Source organism: Microbacterium paraoxydans, assembly GCF_020524545.1.
GTDB classification, from domain to species: domain Bacteria; phylum Actinomycetota; class Actinomycetes; order Actinomycetales; family Microbacteriaceae; genus Microbacterium; species Microbacterium paraoxydans_C.
The window spans coordinates 206,465-222,834 of the sequence record NZ_JAIVLG010000006.1 but is presented as its reverse complement, the minus strand read 5'-3'; the positions used below and the strand labels follow the sequence as shown (position 1 = coordinate 222,834).

Genomic DNA, 16,370 nt, shown 5'->3' with positions numbered 1-16,370 from the left:
ATGAGGGAATGGCGGGTGACGCAGCGGTGAAGGCGCGTACCGTCTTCGGCCTGCTCCGCCTCAGCGCTGCCGCCATCTGCCTCGTCGCGCTGATCCACCGGCTGAGCTGGGGGCTGGCGTCGAACACCGTCGCGAGCCAGAACTTCTTCGCCTACCTGACCAACCAGTCGAACATCGCCTTCGTGGTGCTGCTCACCGTCGCCGGCATCCTCGCGCTCCGCCGCGCGAAGGATCCTCGGTGGCTCACCGTCGCGCTCGCCCTCGTGCTGACCTGGACGATCACGGCGGGACTGGTCTTCGCGATCCTGGTCTGGCAGGCGGGGGTCCGCGGGATCCGCATCGATGTGCCGTGGTCCGATCAGGTGCTGCACTTCTGGCTGCCGGCGGTGACCGTGGCGGCGTGGGCACTGGCTCCCGGACACCGGAGCGTTCCGTGGCGGGTGATCCCCGTGTCGCTGGCCTATCCGGTCGTATGGGGCGTCGCGACGTTGATCCGCGGGCCGCTGATCGGGTGGTATCCGTACTACTTCCTCGACCCGCGTCAGGTGAGCGGACCGGCGGAGTTCCTGATCTCCTCGGCGATCGCCCTGGGCTCCTTCGCGGCCGTCGCCACCGTGCTCGTGCTGATCAGCCGGATGCCGCTGCCCCACCGTCTGCGCGAGGACGCGGACGACGACCCCGCCGCGCCGCACCCCGAACCCGACCCGGCCAGGGAGAAGGTCGCTCAGCTGTAGAGAGCGAGCGAGGCGAGAGCCGCGTCGAGGGCGGCGTCCTCGTCGAGCGCCGCGAACTCCACGGCAGCAGGTCCTCCCACGATCCCCACGAGCACGTTCTCGCCGGTCGCCGCGCGCAGATTGATCCAGGTCGGGATCACCACGTCGGCGCCGACGGCGTGCCAGATCGCCTCGTCGTTGTCCCAGAACGGCTCGTCCCACCGCAACCAGACCGTCTCGATCGCACCCATGCCGAGGGCGGAGACCGCGCCTCGATTGGAGAACGGCAGCGGCGGGTCGAACTCGATGCTGCGGTCCTGGAGCACGCCGAGCGGCACCGTCACGAGGACACGGTCGAAGGACAGCGCCTCACCCGTTCCGAGGCGCACGCTCACCCCCGTGTCGTCGTAGGCGAGGCGGGCGACCGGGGAGTTGAGTCCCACTTGCACGCCGTCGAGCGCGTGTTCGACGAACGGGGCGAGATCGTCACGCGCCGCGGTCAGGTCTCCGACGGGCAGGGGTGGCGCGAGCCAGCTGGAGAGTTCGTCGGCACCGGCGCCGCTGCGGGTGGCGAGGAGCGAGAGGAGAGCGGCGGTGCCCGGATCGGCGGGGTCGATTCCCGCGGCGACCAGGGCGTCGGCTACCGACGAGTCCTCCGGTGCGGCCTGTGACGCCGCCATCGCGGCCTCGAACGGCTGCGGGTCGACGGGGTCGATGTCGCCGTCGGGTGTGCGCCAGAGTTCACCGGCCAGATCGACGATGCCGACCTCGCCCCCGCTCAGCCGGTCGAGCACCTCGGCATCGTCCGCACCGAACAGCCAGGCGCCGAGCTGCACGGGTACCGGCCAGGAGTCGTCGACGCGGGAGGACACCCGTCCACCGACGCGGTCCCTGGCCTCGAAGACCGTGACCTGCATCCCGCCGTCTGCGAGCAGCGCGGCCGCGGTCGCCCCGGCGAGACCTGCACCGATCACCGCGACGCGTTCGCCCGATGTCGCCGGGATCAGGAGCTCTTCCGCGGCGCGCGCGCCCGAGGCGATGGCACCGCGCACCGTGCCGGGGGCCTCTTCGTCGGTCGCCTCACCCGCGAAGAACAGGCGATCGTCGACGGACTTCGCCAGCGCGAGACGTGTGCCGGCGAGGACTCCGACGGGCGTGAAGCTGGCGGCGCCGAGGGAAAACGGGTCGGTGGTCCAGGTGCTGCGGACACTGCCGGCCGGGGCCGGGACGCCGGGCGGCGGTTCCGGCTCGCGCGTCCGGGTGGGTGTCGGTGTCGGCGCGGGCTCCGGGGTGCAGGACGCGAGAAGCACCGAGGCGACACCGGCTCCGGCGCCGAGGAGCAGAGTGCGGCGCGTGATCCTCATCGTGTCGCCACTTTATCCCGCGTGAGCGGGTTCTGTCCGTTCGACGGGGCGAAGCAGCCGCGGCAAGGGTTCACAACTCCTCAGAAACGCGGGACAGCATGCACAGAACTGGCCGGACCCGCGCAGGCCCGACCAGTTCTGAGGAGTTGTGAACGCTCAGACGGCGAGCAGCTCGCGCTCCAGGCGGGCGAAGGACTGCTCCATGCCGTCGGCCATGCCGGTGGCGAGGATCATGTCGCGCGTCTCCTTGTCCGGGTACTCGATGAGGAGCGTGACCAGGGTCGCGCCGTCCTCCTCATAGAGGTTCAGGTCGTTGAGGGTCTCGGTCGGCATGCCCTGCATCCGCTCGGTGCTGACCGCGCGGCGCGGGGCGTCGATCAGCAGCGCCTCGCCCTCGAAGCCGAACGGCTCCCCCTCGGTGTCGCCGACCGGTGCCCACGAGTTCCGGTACGACTGGCCCACCTCGGTGGCGGCGATGCACTCCGTCATCTCCCAGCCGTCGGGTCCGAGCATCCACTGGCGGATGAGCTCGGGCTCGAAGTGCGCACGCCAGACCAGCTCGCGCGGGCCCTCGACGAGGCGGGTGATGCGCACGTGCGTGTCGTCCAGGAGCTCCACGCGGGTGCCCTTGCCCTGGGCGTAGGCGCGAAGGTCCTGCAGCACGGCGTCGAGCTGTGCCATCGCCATCTTGATGCCCTCGACCTGGCCCATCTCGACGACCTGCTCGAGCGCCTCGACCGAGTCGAAGTGACTCGTCGTGACCATGCGCGTGCCGTCTGCGGTGGGTTCGAACGCGAACATCATCCGCTGCGCGGGGAACCCGTCGAGGGGCCTGCCGTCTTCATCGACGAAGGAGTCGATGACGTCGAAGCCGCGGGGCTCGTCGATAGAGACGAACTCCCACGAGCCGGACGACTTCTCCCCGCGGGGTCCGTTCATCGAGTAGACGGCGCGACCGCCGACGGTGTGGTCCCAGACGGTGAAGGTGGCCGGCCATCCGGGAGGTCCCCAGAAGCGCTCGAGCTCACGCGGGTCGGAGTAGGCGCTCCACACCCGCTCGATCGGGGCGGCGAAGTCGGCGATGACGGTCATCGTCAGGTTCTCGGTATCGGTGATGACATCGGTGACGGGCATTTCAGTCTCCTTGTTGCGGATTCGCGGTGCCGGCGCTGTCGGCGGGTCCCTGCCGAGGCGTCTCGGCGAGCAGGTCGTCGAGCCGGGCGATGCGCGACCGCCACAGCTCTTCGTATCGGGCGAGGAGCGCCCTGGCGCGGGCGATCATCTCGGGGTTCGCGCGGACGAGCCGCTCGCGTCCCTCGGCGCGCTTGACGATGAGGTTCGCGGCCTCGAGCACGGCGACGTGCTTCTGGACCGCGGCGAACGACATCTCATATTCGGTGGCGAGGGCCGAGACGGACTGCTCCCGCTCGATCGTCCGGCGCAGGATGTCGCGCCGGGTCGACGTCGCCAGTGCGTGGAACACACGGTCGACCTCCGCTTCGCTCAATTCTGTTCGTACAACCATTTGGTTGTACGTTAGACCTGCGCGGAGGACGTGTCAAGCGCCGCCCCCTCAGCGCTCAGAGCGGCAGGCGGACCGTGAAGACGGTGTCGCCCGGTTCGCTGCGGACCGTGATCGAACCCCCGTGCGCGGTGACGATGGCGTGCGCGATGGACAGACCGAGGCCGGTGCTGCCGGCGTCGCGATTGCGCGAGTGGTCGCCCCGCGCGAAGCGCTCGAACAGGCGGTGCTGGACGCTCGGGTCGATTCCCGGCCCGTTGTCGGAGACCTCGAGCACGGCCTCGGCACCGTCCGCGGTGAGCAGGGTGGTCACGACGGTTCCCGGCGGCGTGTGCGTGCGGGCGTTGCGAAGCAGGTTGGCGATCACCTGGCGGATCCGGTTCTCGTCTCCGGTGACCTCCACCTGCTCTTCCGACACGTCGAGACGCCATTCGTGCGAGTCATCCGCCGCGTGCGCATCGCTGGTCGCGTCGATGGCGAGCAGGGTGAGGCTGACGGGATCACGACGCAGCGCTTGCCCGGCGTCGAGGCGGGCGAGGAGCAGCAGGTCGTCGACGAGCGAGCTCATCCGCTCCGACTCGGCCGCGATCCGGTCGAGGGAACGTTCCTGAGTCGGAGTCATCGGCACCCCTTCGCCGAGCGAGAGCTGCGCGTACCCGCGGATGGACGCCAAGGGCGTACGCAGTTCGTGGCTCGCGTCGGCGATGAACCGTCGAAGCTGTTCTTCGCTGTACTGCCGCGCCGCGAGGGCGGCCTCGATATGGCCGAGAAGGGTGTTCAGCGAGATGCCGACTCGACCGACCTCCGTGTGCGGATCGATGTCTCTCGCTTCGACGCGGTCGGCGATCTCGACATCTCCCTCCGACAGCGGTTGACCGGCGACGCGCTGGGCGACGCCGGCGACCCGGTCGAGCGGACGGAGGTTGCGGCGCACGACGAGGGAGAGCGCGGTTGCGACGAGGAGGATGGTCAGCGCGGCGACGCTGACGAGAATGACCGTGAGCGCCGCGGTGGTGGCCCTCGCGTCGCCCAGGGACACCCCGGCGATCACCGTCTCGCCGTCGTCGGGCTGAGCGGCGATCCGGAAAGCGCCGAGCTCTCCGCCCAGTTCGACGGAGATCGGCGTGCGCGTCTCGAGGTCGAGCCCCTCGATCACATCACGCTGCGTCGATGAGAGCTCGACCTCGGTGCCGTCCGTCGCGGTGTAGCTGGAGCTGGTGACGTGTCCGCCGCTGTCGAGGACGATCTGCAGCGACCCCACCCGTTGCGCGGGACCGCCGTCGCCGGCACCGGGGTCGCCGCCGTTCGGCTCCGGCGGGCCACCGAAGCCGCCGTTGGGCCCGGTCGCCAGGTCGAGGGCCCCCAGAACCTGCGCATCGAGTCGTTCATAGAGGAACGAACGCAGCGCGAGGATCGTGGTGACGCTGGTCACGATCAAGCCGACCGCGACCAGCGCGGCCGAGCTGACGACGAGCTTTCGTCGGAGCGTCCACTTCGGACGGGTCATCGAGCGGGTTTGATCGTGTAGCCGACGCCGCGGACGGTGTGGATGAGCGGATCGCCTATCGTGTCGATCTTCTTGCGCAGGTAGGAGATGTAGATCTCCACCACGCTCGACGTCCCGCCGAAGTCGTAGCTCCACACCTGATCGAGGATCTGCGCCTTGCTCAGCACCCGGCGGGGGTTCTGCATGAGGTAGCGCAGCAGCTCGAACTCCTTCGCGGTCAGCTTGATCGGCTCACCGGCGCGTTCCACCTCATAGGTTTCCTCGTCGAGTGTGAGATCTCCGACATGCAATCGAGGATCGTTCGCCGCGGCGACGGCGACATGGCGCCGCGCCATCCCGCGCAGTCGCACCACGACCTCCTCGAGATTGAACGGCTTCGTCAGATAGTCGTCACCGCCGGCCGAGATCCCGGCGATGCGATCCTCCACCGCATCCTTGGCCGTGAGGAAGAGGACGGGCAGATCGTTGCCGGCGGCGCGGATGCGGGAGAGGACCTGCATGCCGTCCATCCCCGGCATCATGATGTCGAGCACCATCAGGTCGGGGGCGAACTCACGGACGAGATTGAGAGCCTCCTGCCCGTTCGCGGCCGTGCGCACCTCCCACCCGTCGTTCGCCAGCGCCATGCGCAGCAGCTCGCTCAGATTCGCCTCGTCGTCGACGATGAGGGCGCGAACCGGCGACCCATCCGGTCGCGTGAGCGGCGAGGGCCGTGAGCTGAACAGAGTCATGGCACTAGTCTTTCCCGTTCCGCAGCCGACGGCTACCTCTGATCGTGCGGGCGGCCGCCGTGCGGCGGCGAAGGTTCTTCATGGACTGATCCTCACGGCACCACCTTGGAGAAACGCAAGAGCAGCCCAAACGCGAGCCAAACGATGAGCACAGCCCCCGCCTCTTTGGCTGCTCTTAGGTCGGATCAAACATCCGTCAAGAAGCCGTGCGTATCCATGAGCCATGATCACGCCGAAGACTCCCGACTCGACCGATTCCTCGAAGACTCCGCCCTCCTCGGTTGCGCGCGCCCCTTCGCTCGATGGCGACCCCGTACACGCGCGCAAACGCAGGCGCATCCGCAATGCCGTCATCGCCGGCGGCCTCGCCGTCCTCCTCAGCGTCGGCGGCACGGCGGCGTGGGCGGTCGACCGGTTCCTCATCGAGCATGTCGAGATCTCCAACGTGTCCGCCTACGAGGCAGAGAACTCCACCGCCTCGTCCGGGACGTCGAGCACGACCGCTGAAGACTCGTCCGCGGTGACTACCGCGACGTCGTACACCGATGCCGATACGACGATCACGGTCTCTCAAGTCAGCACCGGCACCGGGGAGGACACCGTCACCTACTACGTCGCCGACGTCGTCGTCGATGACGCCACTCAGGTGCGCTCGGCATTCGCGAAGGACCAGTTCGGCGAGAACATCACCGAGACCACGAGCGACATCGCCGCCGACAACGATGCGGTCTTCGCCATCAACGGCGACTACTACGGGTTCCGGTCGACCGGCATCGAGATTCGCAACGGTGTCATCTACCGAGACGAGGGTGCCCGAGAGGGTCTCGCGTTCTACACCGACGGACACGTCGAGGTGTACGACGAGACCACGACGACCGCCGAGGAGCTCCTCGCGGCCGGCGTCTGGAACACCCTCTCCTTCGGCCCCGCCATCGTCGACGACGGCGCGGTGCTCGACGGCATCGACGACGTCGAGGTCGACACGAACGTCGGCAACCACTCCATCCAGGGCGACCAGCCGCGTACTGCCGTCGGGATCATCGACGACAATCACTACGTCTTCGTCGTCGTCGACGGCCGCGAGGAGGGATACAGCAAGGGCGTCACGCTCACCGAGCTCGCCGACATCATGACCGGCCTCGGGGCCGAGACCGCGTACAACCTCGACGGCGGCGGGTCATCGACGATGTATCTCAACGGCGCCGTGATCAATCAGCCGTCCAATGGTGGCGAGCGCGGCACCAGTGACATCCTCTACGTGGCGGGATGAGACCGTGGCCATCCTCATTCCCTCCTACGAGCCCGGGGAGCATTTGGTGCCGCTCGTGCGCAGTCTCCTCGCGCTGCGCCCTGGGACGGCGGTGATCGTCGTCGACGACGGCAGCGGACCGGAATACTCGCGCACCTTCGCCGACGCGCATCGGTCAGGGGCGACGGTTCTCCACCATGCGACCAACCGCGGGAAGGGCGCGGCCTTGAAGACCGGACTCGCCTACCTCGCCGACCATCACCCCGATGAGCACGTCGTCACGGCGGATGCGGACGGTCAGCACACGCCTTCCGACATTCTGCGAATCGCGGACGAGCTTCGCTCGGATGCCGACATCGGCGCCGCCTCCCTCGTGCTCGGCGTGCGCGATCTCCAGGGCGATGTCCCGCTGCGCAGCCGATTCGGCAACGCGGTGGCTCGTGGGCTCTTCCGGGCGGCCGCGGGCTGGCGGGCGTCGGATACCCAGACGGGCCTGCGCGGCATACCCGTCCCGATGCGGGACTGGGCGCGCGCGGTGCCCGGCGAGCGATTCGAGTACGAGATCGAGATGCTGCTGCGCGTGCGGAGATCGGGCTTCGAGGCGCGGGAGGTTCCCATCGAGACCGTCTACCTCGAGCACAATGCGTCGAGTCACTTCCGTCCGATCGCCGACTCGCTGGCGGTGATGCTCCCGATGGTGGTCTTCGCGGGCTCGTCGCTGCTGGCGTTCCTCGTCGACACCGTCGCGGTGCTGGTGCTCACCGCGATCCTCCCCGCAGGGGCCGCCTCGCTGGCGGCCGCGATCGTGATCGCCCGCGTGCTGAGCGCGTCGCTCAACTTCACCGTCAATCGACGCGTCGTGTTTCGGCGCGGTGGCGGTCCGGGGCGGAGACGCCAGGTCCTGCGCTACGCGTCTCTCGCTTCCCTGCTGCTGGCTTCGAATTTCATGTGGATGCAGGCGCTGACCAGCCTCGGTACACCGCTGCTCGCGGCCAAGGTCGTCACCGAAGCAGTCCTGTTCCTCCTCAGCTATCGGCTCCAGCGACAGTTCGTCTTCGAAGACATCACCGCGCCCAAGGAACGTCTTAGGAAGCGTGAAGGTGCGCCGACTCGTATGGAGGCAAGAACACCGCACGTCGAGAGGACTCCCCGATGAACTCCACACTGCTCTTGATCGCCGCCGACCTGATCGCCGCGATCATCCTGAGCCTTGCCGTCTATTACCGTCGCCACCGGCGTCGTGACCTGGTGGTCGCCTTTCTCGGAGTGAACATCGGTGTCCTCGCCGTCACCACCGTCCTCGGATCGGCGGAAGTCGCCGCCGGGCTCGGCCTCGGCCTCTTCGGGGTGCTCTCCATCATCCGACTCCGCTCGTCCGAGATCTCGCAGCGAGAGGTCGCGTACTACTTCGCAGCCCTCGCCATCGGCCTCGTCGCCGGCCTCCCCTCCGCGGCACCCGGTGTCTCCATCGCCCTCATGGCGACGATCCTCGCCGTGCTGTGGGCGGCAGACCACCCCGCGCTCCTGCGCCGGTCCCGACACCAGGTCGTCCAGTTGGACCGCGCGATCGCCGATGAGGGCGAACTCCGCGCCGAGATGGAGCGTCGGCTGGGCGCGACGGTCACCTCGCTCACGGTTCAGAGCCTCGACTTCGTCGACGACACGACGCTCGTCGATGTGCGCTACCGCCTGCCCGCGTCCCCCGTGCCCGCCACGCCGGCCTCGGCGACGCTTGCCGGAGGCGGTGCACGATGACCACGTCCATCCGCTACGACCGGTTCGGAACGATCAGCCTCGAGCATCTCGTCGCCGAGGCAGCGCTCCAGACCCGGGTCGACCGCAAGTACGTCGTCTCACGCGATGCCGCTGCACAGGTCATCGACGCACTCGGCACCGACGTCCGCATCCTCGACACCGACGGCACCCGCGACTTTCCCTACGAGACCGTGTACTTCGACACCCCTGACCTGCTCAGCTTCCGCCTGGCGGCGCAACCGCGCAGGCGCCGGTTCAAGATTCGCAGCCGCACGTATGTGGAATCCGGCGCCACCTTCCTCGAGCTGAAGACGCGAGGGGCGAGGAGCGCGACGGTGAAAGACCGCATCGGATACCGGGTGTCCGATCGGCGGATCCTCACGGATGAGGCCCGCGGCTACGCGGCGGACAGCCTCGACGCCATCGGCATCGACGGGTCCCGCGCCGACGAGCTGCGGATGCGGCTGACCACCCGCTATCGACGAGCGACGTTCGTCTCGGCTGACAGATCCGCCCGTTCCACCGTGGACACCGAGCTCGAATGGCGTGATGTCACCGGGCGGTCACTGATCATCCCCGACCTCACCATCATCGAGACGAAGTCCGGCTCGGCGGCCTCGGAGTTCGATAGAGCCCTCTGGCTTGCCGGTCACCGTCCCGTGAGCATCAGCAAGTACGCGACCGGCCTCGCCGCCCTTCATCCCGGCCTTCCCCGCAACCGCTGGTCGCGGCTGCTTCGCGGACCGCTCGCCGGCGGGATGCTCCGCACGCCGGACGCGGACACCGGAGATCCCACATCGAAGACCACCCCCACAGAGGAGACACCATGCATTTACGCCGCCTGATCCTGCCCGCCATCCCCCTCGGGGTCGCCGCGCTTGTCCTCGCCGGCTGCGCCGCCACCGCCACCCCCGCCAGCACGTCCGTCGACGCGGCGGCCGGAACGACCGCATCGACATCGACCGCGGTCGGCGCAGAAGCGATCCTGGCTGCGAACGAGAACTCCACGGCCGTCCGCGACGACGAATGGTCTGCCGCCGACGCCGTCGATGTCGAATTGACCGGCGACGGCGCCACCACGACGAGCGCGGGCGTCAGCGTGGACGGCTCCACGGTGACCATTACCGAGGCCGGAGTGTATCGACTCACCGGCTCGCTCGACGGCTCCGTGGTGGTCTCGGCCACGGAGGACGCCCAGGTCGTCCTGATCCTCGACGGCGTCGACATCGCGAACGCCGACGGCCCGGCGGTGAACGTCATCACCGCCGACGACGTCGCGATCTCGCTGGCCGATGGCTCCACCAACACCTTGTCGGATGCCTCCTCCTACCCGGACGATGCCGATGCGAACGCCGCACTCTACAGTTCGGCGGATCTCACCATCAGCGGCACCGGGACGCTCTCCGTTCACGGCAACGGAAACGACGGCATCACCAGCACCGATGACCTCGCGATCCTCTCCGGCACGATCTCCGTGCAGGCCGTCGATGACGCCCTGCGCGGCAAGGACTCCCTGTCCATCGAAGGCGGCACGATCACCCTCGACGCCGGCGGAGACGCGCTCAAGAGCGACAACGAGGAGGAGGAAGGGCGCGGGTACATCGTGATCGACGGAGGCACCGTGAACGCCGAGGCCGGCGATGACGGGCTGGATGCCGCGACCGACATCGTCGTCACCGACGGCGAACTCACCGTCGCCGCCCAGGATGACGGCCTCCACGCCGATGCGTCTCTCGCCCTCGCCGGCGGGAGCGTGATCGTCACCGAATCGTACGAGGCCGTGGAGGGGGTCGACATCGTCATCGAAGGCGGCGACATCGACCTGACAGCATCGGACGACGGCATCAATGCTGCCGGCGGCACCGAAACCACGACCGGCGGGGGCGGAGGCGGAGGCGGAGGAATGTCCGACACCGGCGAGACGCTCACCATCTCCGGCGGAACCCTCCTGGTCGATGCCGGAGGCGACGGACTCGACTCCAACGGATCGATCACGATCACGGGAGGCACCACCACCGTCTTCGGGCCGACCGACAACGGCAACGGCGCCCTCGACAGCAACGGCGCGTTCACCATCAGCGGCGGAACGCTTCTCGCGGTCGGCAGCTCCGGCATGGCCGAATCTCCCGACGACGACTCCGCGCAGGCATGGATCTCCGCCCTCGCGAGCGGCAGCGACGGCGACACCGTCGAGGTGCTCGACTCCTCCGGCACCGTGCTCGCATCGTTCACCGCCGAGAAGACGTTCCAGTCCGTGGTGTACTCCTCCGCGGACATCGTCGACGGCGCGACCTACAGCGTGGTGGTGGACGGGGAGCCGACCACGACCGTCACCGAGGGCACGGCGACCGAGGGCGGCATGGGCGGCATGGGCGGCCCGGGCGGCCCGGGCGGCAGACCCGGCGGTGACCAGCGCCCCTAGGCAACTCTCGAGAGGAGCGCCCCCTGGCCTCACGCCAGGGGGCGCTCCGTGTCACGTCGCGCTGTCCCGGCCGCCGACCCCTCAGTCGCTCAGCACCGCGGAGAGGAAGTCCCGCGTGCGCTGCTCGCGGGGGGACGAGAACATCGTCTCGGGGTCGGCCTCCTCGACGATGCTCCCCTGGTCGAACATCAGCACGCGGTTCGAGACGTCGCGGGCGAACTGCATCTCATGGGTGACGATGAGCATCGTGATGTCGGTGGTCTCGGCGACGTCGCGCAGCACCCCGAGCACCTCGCCGACGATCTCCGGGTCGAGCGCGCTGGTCACCTCGTCCAGCAGCAGGATCTCCGGGTCCATCGCGAGGGCCCGGGCGATCGCGACGCGCTGCTGCTGACCGCCCGAGAGCTGCAGCGGGTGGGCGTCGGCCTTGTCCGCGAGGCCGACCTTCTGCAGCAGGTCGGAGGCCTTCGCGGTGGCCGCAGCCTTCGACATGCCGAGCACGTGCACCGGAGCCTCGATGAGGTTCTCCATCACGGTCATGTTCGGGAACAGGTTGAACTGCTGGAACACCATGCCGATGCGCTTGCGCACCTCGTTGCGGTGCTTCTCACGCAGCGGCACCCGCTTGCCCCCGCGCTCGACGTGCGTGAGCGGCTCACCGTCGATGAAGATGTATCCGCCGTCGGCCTCTTCCAGTGTCATGACCAGACGGAGGATCGTCGTCTTGCCCGAACCGCTCGGCCCGATCAGCGTGACCCGATCGCCCTGCTGCACGTCGAAGGTGAGGCCGTCGAGCACGACGTGATCGCCGTACCGCTTGTGCACCGCATCGAAGCGGATGGCGGGACGGGAGTTCTCAGGAGGCGTATTCAAGGCGCTTCTCCAATCTGCGGACGAGGACGGATGCGGGGTAGCTGGCGAGGAAGAAGATCACGCCGGCGAGGGTGATGGGTTCGAGGTAGCGGAAGCTGTTGCCACCGAACTCCAGGGCGTTGCTGACCATGTCCGCCACGGTGATCGCGATGAGGAACGGGGTGTCCTTCAGCATCGAGATCACGTAGTTTCCCAGTGCGGGCACGGTCGCCCTGATCGCCTGCGGGAGCACCACGGCGGTCCAGGTGCGCGGGCGCGACATGCTCAGTGCGGTGGCCGCCTCCCACTGGCCGCGTGGGACCGCCTCGATGCCGGCGCGGTAGACCTCGGCCATGTACGTGGCGTAGTGGATGCCGAACACTGCGATGCCGATGGTCAGCGGATCCACGGTCACCAGTGCGAAGTACGCGAAGAGCAGCTGGATGACGATCGGGGTCATCCGGATAAAGTTCACCAGGAAGCCGACGAACGCGGCTATCGGGCGGGGGGCGCTGCGACGCACGACCGCTATCACGAGGCCGAGCACGGCGGCGATCGCACTTCCGGCCAGGGTCACGACGAGGGTGACCGTGAAGAAGCCTTCGAGCAGGTGCGGGAGCGCCGCCCACGCGGTGTCCCAGCTCCAGACGGGTCCGTTCATGCGGCGGTCTCCCCTCGGGTGACGGGCGAGCGGAAGCGCAGTGTCTCAGCCAGCGACTCCCCGCGCCCGAGCTTGTGCTTCGCGCGCACCTCCAGGGCGTTCATGAAGAGAGTCAGCGCGTAGGCGATCACGAAGTAGAGCACCATGCCGACGACGCCGTAGAAGAAGGTGTCGGTCTGGATGCGGAGGCGGTCCAGCGCCACGGTCAGGTCGATGAGCGTGATGAACCCGACGATCGCCGTGCCCTTGAGCAGCTGGATGAGCAGGTTCGTCAGCGAGGGGATCATGAGGGCCCACGCCTGCGGGAAGATGACCCGGCGCATCCGGTGCGCGCGGGACATGCTCAGGGCGGTGGTCGCCTCCCACTGTCCCGTGGGGACGGAGTTGATCGAGCCGCGGATGACCTCTGCGCCATAGGCGCCGTAGTTGAGCCCGAGGCCGAGGATGCCGCAGGCGATCGGTGAGATCGACACGCCGAGCTGCGGCAGCACGAAGAAGAGGAAGAACAGCTGCACGACCAGGGACGTGCCGCGGAAGAACTCGATGATCACCCGCGAGGTGCCCCGGATGACGATGTTCTCGGCACGGACCGAGAGGCCGAGCACCACCGCGACGATGAGCGCGAGGAGGGCCCCGCCCACGGTCAGCGTGAGCGTGACGAGCACGCCGCCGCCGATCGCGGGCAGAGCCGCCCACAACGCGGACAGATTGTCCATTCTCCGGTGACCTCAGCCGAGGTCGCCCGCGCAGAGCTGGGCGGTCGTCAGGTCGGACGGCGGGAGGTTCTCCGCGGTGAAGCCGTACTCCCCGACGAGGTCGAGGTAGGCCTGCTCGTCACCCGTGATGGCGGCGAGCTGCTCGTTGTAGGCGTCGAGGAGCTCCGTGTCGCCGGTGCGGAACACGGTCGACCCGGCGCCGATCTGGGGCACACCGTCGATCTCCTGGACGAACGCCTCGGTCGTCTCGACGCCGGCATCCGGGTTGTTGTCCGCCATCCAGTTCAGCGAGATCGCCGTCATCGCGAAGGCGTCGGCGCGCCCGTTGGCGACGAGGTCCATGCCGGACTGCGCGTTGTCCACCGACACCGTGTTGGAGATGCCGAGCTTCTCGGCGTATCCGCTCTCGATCCCTCCGCCGAGCACGGCGAGCGTGACATCGGGGTCGTCGACGACCGAGTCGAGGTCGGTGAGGCCGCGCGGGTTGCCCTCAGGCACCATCAGCGTCGTCGTGTACATGATCTCGGGGTCGCTGAACGCCGCCTCCTCGCAGCGCTCGGGCAGGATCGACATCCCGGCGCTGATCGCGTCGAAGCGGCCGGCCTTGAGTCCGGGGATCAGCGAGTTCCAGTCGACCTCGACCACCTCGACGTCATCGATCCCCATGTTCGAGAAGATCTCGCGGTGCATGGCGATGGTCGCTCCGGTGGGCTCGCCGCCTTCGACCCACGAGTAGGGGCGCTCGTCGGCGATCGCGACGGTGATCTTCCCGTCGTTCTGCAGCTGCTCGAGCGTCGAGCCGCTCTGCTCTTCCGTGCCGGATGAACAGGCGGCCAGAGTCACGATGAGCGCGGCGGAGGCCGCGACGGCGCCGGCGCGCAGATGAATTCGGGTGGAGGGCATACGGTTCCTCTTTCGATATATCGGGCGTGCGGTTGGGCGGGCGGGACCGTTCTGGTCACGGCCGACGGCCACGTTATGCCGGATCCGCGGTTTGTGCACATTCAGACTGTCGGATTGTCTACATTTATACAAACTCGTTATGGTGGAGGACCCCGGCACGTGCGCACCACGGGTCGGAGGCAGAATGGAGTCCTCGACGATCGACCAGGAGCGCCCATGTCACTCACGCCCGCCCCGACGGGGATGCCCGGCGCGGTCTTCCGCATGGCACGACCCTCGACCGTCGACCTGATCACGGCCGAGCTCCGGTCGGCGATCTTCTCGGGCGCACTGCCGGTCGGGAGCCCGCTGGGCGAGGTGGACATCGCCGCGAAGCTCGGAGTGAGCCGCGGCCCTCTGCGCGAGGCCGCCCAACGACTCGTTCAGGAGGGCGCGCTGACGGCGCTCCCCGGCCGCGGCCTGCGCGTGAGCGTGATCCCGGCCGAGGGCATCGCCGATCTCTACACCGAGCGTCGGGCCGTGGAGCGCGAGGCGGTCCGCCTCATCGTGCGGAACGAACTGCCGGCGACGGAGCGGCTCGAGACCGCGCTGTCGGAGCTGAAGACGGCGAGCACCCGCGCGGATGCACTCGCGATCGGCGACGCGGACATCGGCTTTCATCAGTCCCTCGTGGACACCGCTCACAGCCCTCGTCTCTCGCGGGCCATGATGACGCTCGCACTCCAGACGCGGATCGCCAGCTTCAGCGCAGAGGAGGGCTATGCGGTGCCCGCCTCCGTCTCCCCCACCTATCAGGCGTTGATCGATGCCCTGTCGCGCCGCGATGCCCCGGGGGCGCTGGCCGCGCTCGACGAGCAGTTCGACGATGCGGTCGCGCGACTCACCGGGCGGCGCGACGTCGAGACCGTGGAGACCGGCGCGATCCTGGCACCGCCCACGCTCAGCAGGATCGACGTGGCCGAGGGCTGACCGGCGCGATCCGCTCGCGGTCTTTTCCGTGCGGGGACATTTCCATTCACGTGAATCCACCCCGCTCGTGAAGGCGTAGGGTGGAAGGAAGGACGGACCGTCCGAGAAGATCTCCCGGCACCGTGCCCGCCCGGAAGTGGAGTCTCTCGTGGCTCAGTACGACGTCTCGAACCGCTCGGCGATCGTGACGGGAGCAGGCAGCGGAATCGGACGCTCGACCGCTCTCCTGCTGGCGAAGAACGGTGCGGCGGTCGTGGTCAACGACCTGAACGCAGAGCACGCGAACGCGGTCGTCGAGGAGATCCGCGCGGCCGGCGGCACGGCGGAGGCTTCCGTGGGCGATGCGACGGACGCCGCCTGGATCGCCTCCTCCATCGAGGTCGCCAATTCCCTGGCGCCGCTGCGCATCGGGGTCAACAACGCCGGCATCGGGGGTGCGACCGCCCCGACCGCGGAGTACGAGGACGACGCCTGGGACAAGGTCATCGCGATCAACCTCAACGCCGTGTTCCGCAACATGAAGGCGCAGATCCCGTCGATCCTCGCGAACGGCGGCGGCTCGGTCGTGAACATCGCCTCGATCCTGGGCAGCGTCGGCTTCGCCGGCTCCCCCGCCTATGTCACCGCCAAGCACGGCGTGGTCGGCATGACCAAGTCGGCGGCCCTCGAGTACTCGGCGAAGGGGGTGCGCGTGAACTCGGTGGGCCCGGGCTTCATCGACACCCCGCTGCTGGCGAACATGGGCGACGAGGCGAAGGAGTTCCTGGTGAGCAAGCACCCGATCGGACGCCTGGGCCAGGCCGACGAGGTCGCGAACCTCATCGCGTTCCTCGCCAGCGACGCCGCGAGCTTCATCACGGGCAGCTACCACCTGGTCGACGGCGGGTACACCGCGCTCTGAACGAAGGGCATCCGGCCGCCGGGACCCGATTCCCGGTGGCCGGATGCCAGGAGCGGCGATGTCTCACCCCCCGGGGACACCGCCTGGCACCTCCGCCCGACCCCG

General features: G+C 68.5%; 17 protein-coding genes. 8 read left to right on the top strand and 9 right to left on the bottom strand.

From position 1 onward, the window contains the following. Nucleotides 1-8: 8 nt before the first annotated feature. Nucleotides 9-734: a Pr6Pr family membrane protein gene (locus LC041_RS13695; RefSeq protein WP_226533643.1), complete on the top strand. Its 726-nt coding sequence runs from the start codon at nt 9-11 to the stop codon at nt 732-734. Here LC041_RS13695 and LC041_RS13690 read toward each other — a convergent pair. From LC041_RS13690 to LC041_RS13670, 5 genes are all read right to left on the bottom strand, one after another. After that, nucleotides 725-2,077 (bottom strand): flavin monoamine oxidase family protein, encoded by a 1,353-nt coding sequence (locus LC041_RS13690; RefSeq protein WP_226533642.1) that lies wholly within the window; start codon nt 2,075-2,077, stop codon nt 725-727. The genes LC041_RS13695 and LC041_RS13690 overlap by 10 nt on opposite strands. A 156-nt stretch (nt 2,078-2,233) precedes the next feature. Beyond that, on the bottom strand, nt 2,234-3,211 hold the full coding sequence (locus LC041_RS13685; RefSeq protein WP_226533641.1) for an SRPBCC family protein: 978 nt from the start codon (nt 3,209-3,211) through the stop codon (nt 2,234-2,236). Between the two features lies 1 nt (nt 3,212). Then, nucleotides 3,213-3,602 (bottom strand): ArsR/SmtB family transcription factor, encoded by a 390-nt coding sequence (locus tag LC041_RS13680; protein ID WP_226533640.1) that lies wholly within the window; start codon nt 3,600-3,602, stop codon nt 3,213-3,215. Nucleotides 3,603-3,657: 55 nt separating this feature from the next. Further along, complete coding sequence (locus tag LC041_RS13675; protein WP_226533639.1) at nt 3,658-5,106, bottom strand: sensor histidine kinase; 1,449 nt, start codon at nt 5,104-5,106, stop codon at nt 3,658-3,660. Continuing rightward, nucleotides 5,103-5,837: a response regulator transcription factor gene (locus tag LC041_RS13670; RefSeq protein ID WP_226533638.1), complete on the bottom strand. Its 735-nt coding sequence runs from the start codon at nt 5,835-5,837 to the stop codon at nt 5,103-5,105. Before LC041_RS13670 ends, LC041_RS13675 begins: the two co-directional genes overlap by 4 nt. 223 nt (nt 5,838-6,060) lie before the next feature. On the opposite strand from LC041_RS13670, the gene LC041_RS13665 reads away from it, so the two are divergent. The 5 genes from LC041_RS13665 to LC041_RS13645 are packed head-to-tail and all read left to right on the top strand — an operon-like array spanning nt 6,061 to nt 11,263. Further along, nucleotides 6,061-7,107: a phosphodiester glycosidase family protein gene (locus LC041_RS13665; protein WP_226533637.1), complete on the top strand. Its 1,047-nt coding sequence runs from the start codon at nt 6,061-6,063 to the stop codon at nt 7,105-7,107. 4 nt (nt 7,108-7,111) lie between these two features. Then, nucleotides 7,112-8,242, top strand: a complete 1,131-nt coding sequence (locus LC041_RS13660; RefSeq protein WP_226533636.1) for a glycosyltransferase — start codon at nt 7,112-7,114, stop codon at nt 8,240-8,242. Next, on the top strand, nt 8,239-8,841 hold the full coding sequence (locus LC041_RS13655; protein ID WP_226533635.1) for a DUF4956 domain-containing protein: 603 nt from the start codon (nt 8,239-8,241) through the stop codon (nt 8,839-8,841). Before LC041_RS13660 ends, LC041_RS13655 begins: the two co-directional genes overlap by 4 nt. Beyond that, nucleotides 8,838-9,686, top strand: coding sequence for a VTC domain-containing protein (locus tag LC041_RS13650; protein WP_226533634.1), 849 nt, complete (start codon nt 8,838-8,840; stop codon nt 9,684-9,686). The genes LC041_RS13655 and LC041_RS13650 overlap by 4 nt, the downstream gene beginning before the upstream one ends. Further along, entirely contained in the window at nt 9,668-11,263 is a 1,596-nt protein-coding gene (locus tag LC041_RS13645; RefSeq protein WP_226533633.1) for a carbohydrate-binding domain-containing protein, read from the top strand. Before LC041_RS13650 ends, LC041_RS13645 begins: the two co-directional genes overlap by 19 nt. Before the next feature lie 81 nt (nt 11,264-11,344). Here LC041_RS13645 and ehuA read toward each other — a convergent pair whose 3' ends face one another. Genes ehuA through ehuB form a run of 4 tightly spaced genes read right to left on the bottom strand, consistent with a single transcriptional unit; the run spans nt 11,345 to nt 14,395 of the window. Next, entirely contained in the window at nt 11,345-12,136 is a 792-nt protein-coding gene (ehuA, locus tag LC041_RS13640) for an ectoine/hydroxyectoine ABC transporter ATP-binding protein EhuA (protein ID WP_226533632.1), read from the bottom strand. After that, nucleotides 12,120-12,776 carry an ectoine/hydroxyectoine ABC transporter permease subunit EhuD gene (ehuD, locus tag LC041_RS13635; protein WP_226533631.1) on the bottom strand — a complete coding sequence of 219 codons (657 nt, stop codon included), beginning with the start codon at nt 12,774-12,776 and terminating at the stop codon, nt 12,120-12,122. The genes ehuA and ehuD overlap by 17 nt, the downstream gene beginning before the upstream one ends. Beyond that, on the bottom strand, nt 12,773-13,492 hold the full coding sequence (locus LC041_RS13630; protein ID WP_226533630.1) for an amino acid ABC transporter permease: 720 nt from the start codon (nt 13,490-13,492) through the stop codon (nt 12,773-12,775). The genes ehuD and LC041_RS13630 overlap by 4 nt, the downstream gene beginning before the upstream one ends. Before the next feature lie 12 nt (nt 13,493-13,504). After that, nucleotides 13,505-14,395 carry an ectoine/hydroxyectoine ABC transporter substrate-binding protein EhuB gene (gene ehuB, locus LC041_RS13625; RefSeq protein ID WP_226533629.1) on the bottom strand — a complete coding sequence of 297 codons (891 nt, stop codon included), beginning with the start codon at nt 14,393-14,395 and terminating at the stop codon, nt 13,505-13,507. Nucleotides 14,396-14,611: 216 nt separating this feature from the next. Between ehuB and LC041_RS13620 the strand changes: the two genes are divergently transcribed. Both LC041_RS13620 and LC041_RS13615 read left to right on the top strand, forming a co-directional pair. Beyond that, entirely contained in the window at nt 14,612-15,364 is a 753-nt protein-coding gene (locus LC041_RS13620) for a GntR family transcriptional regulator (RefSeq protein ID WP_226533628.1), read from the top strand. Nucleotides 15,365-15,512: 148 nt separating this feature from the next. Beyond that, a complete protein-coding gene (locus tag LC041_RS13615) occupies nt 15,513-16,265 on the top strand; it encodes an SDR family NAD(P)-dependent oxidoreductase (protein WP_226533627.1) in 753 nt (250 codons plus the stop codon). Nucleotides 16,266-16,370: the final 105 nt, after the last annotated feature.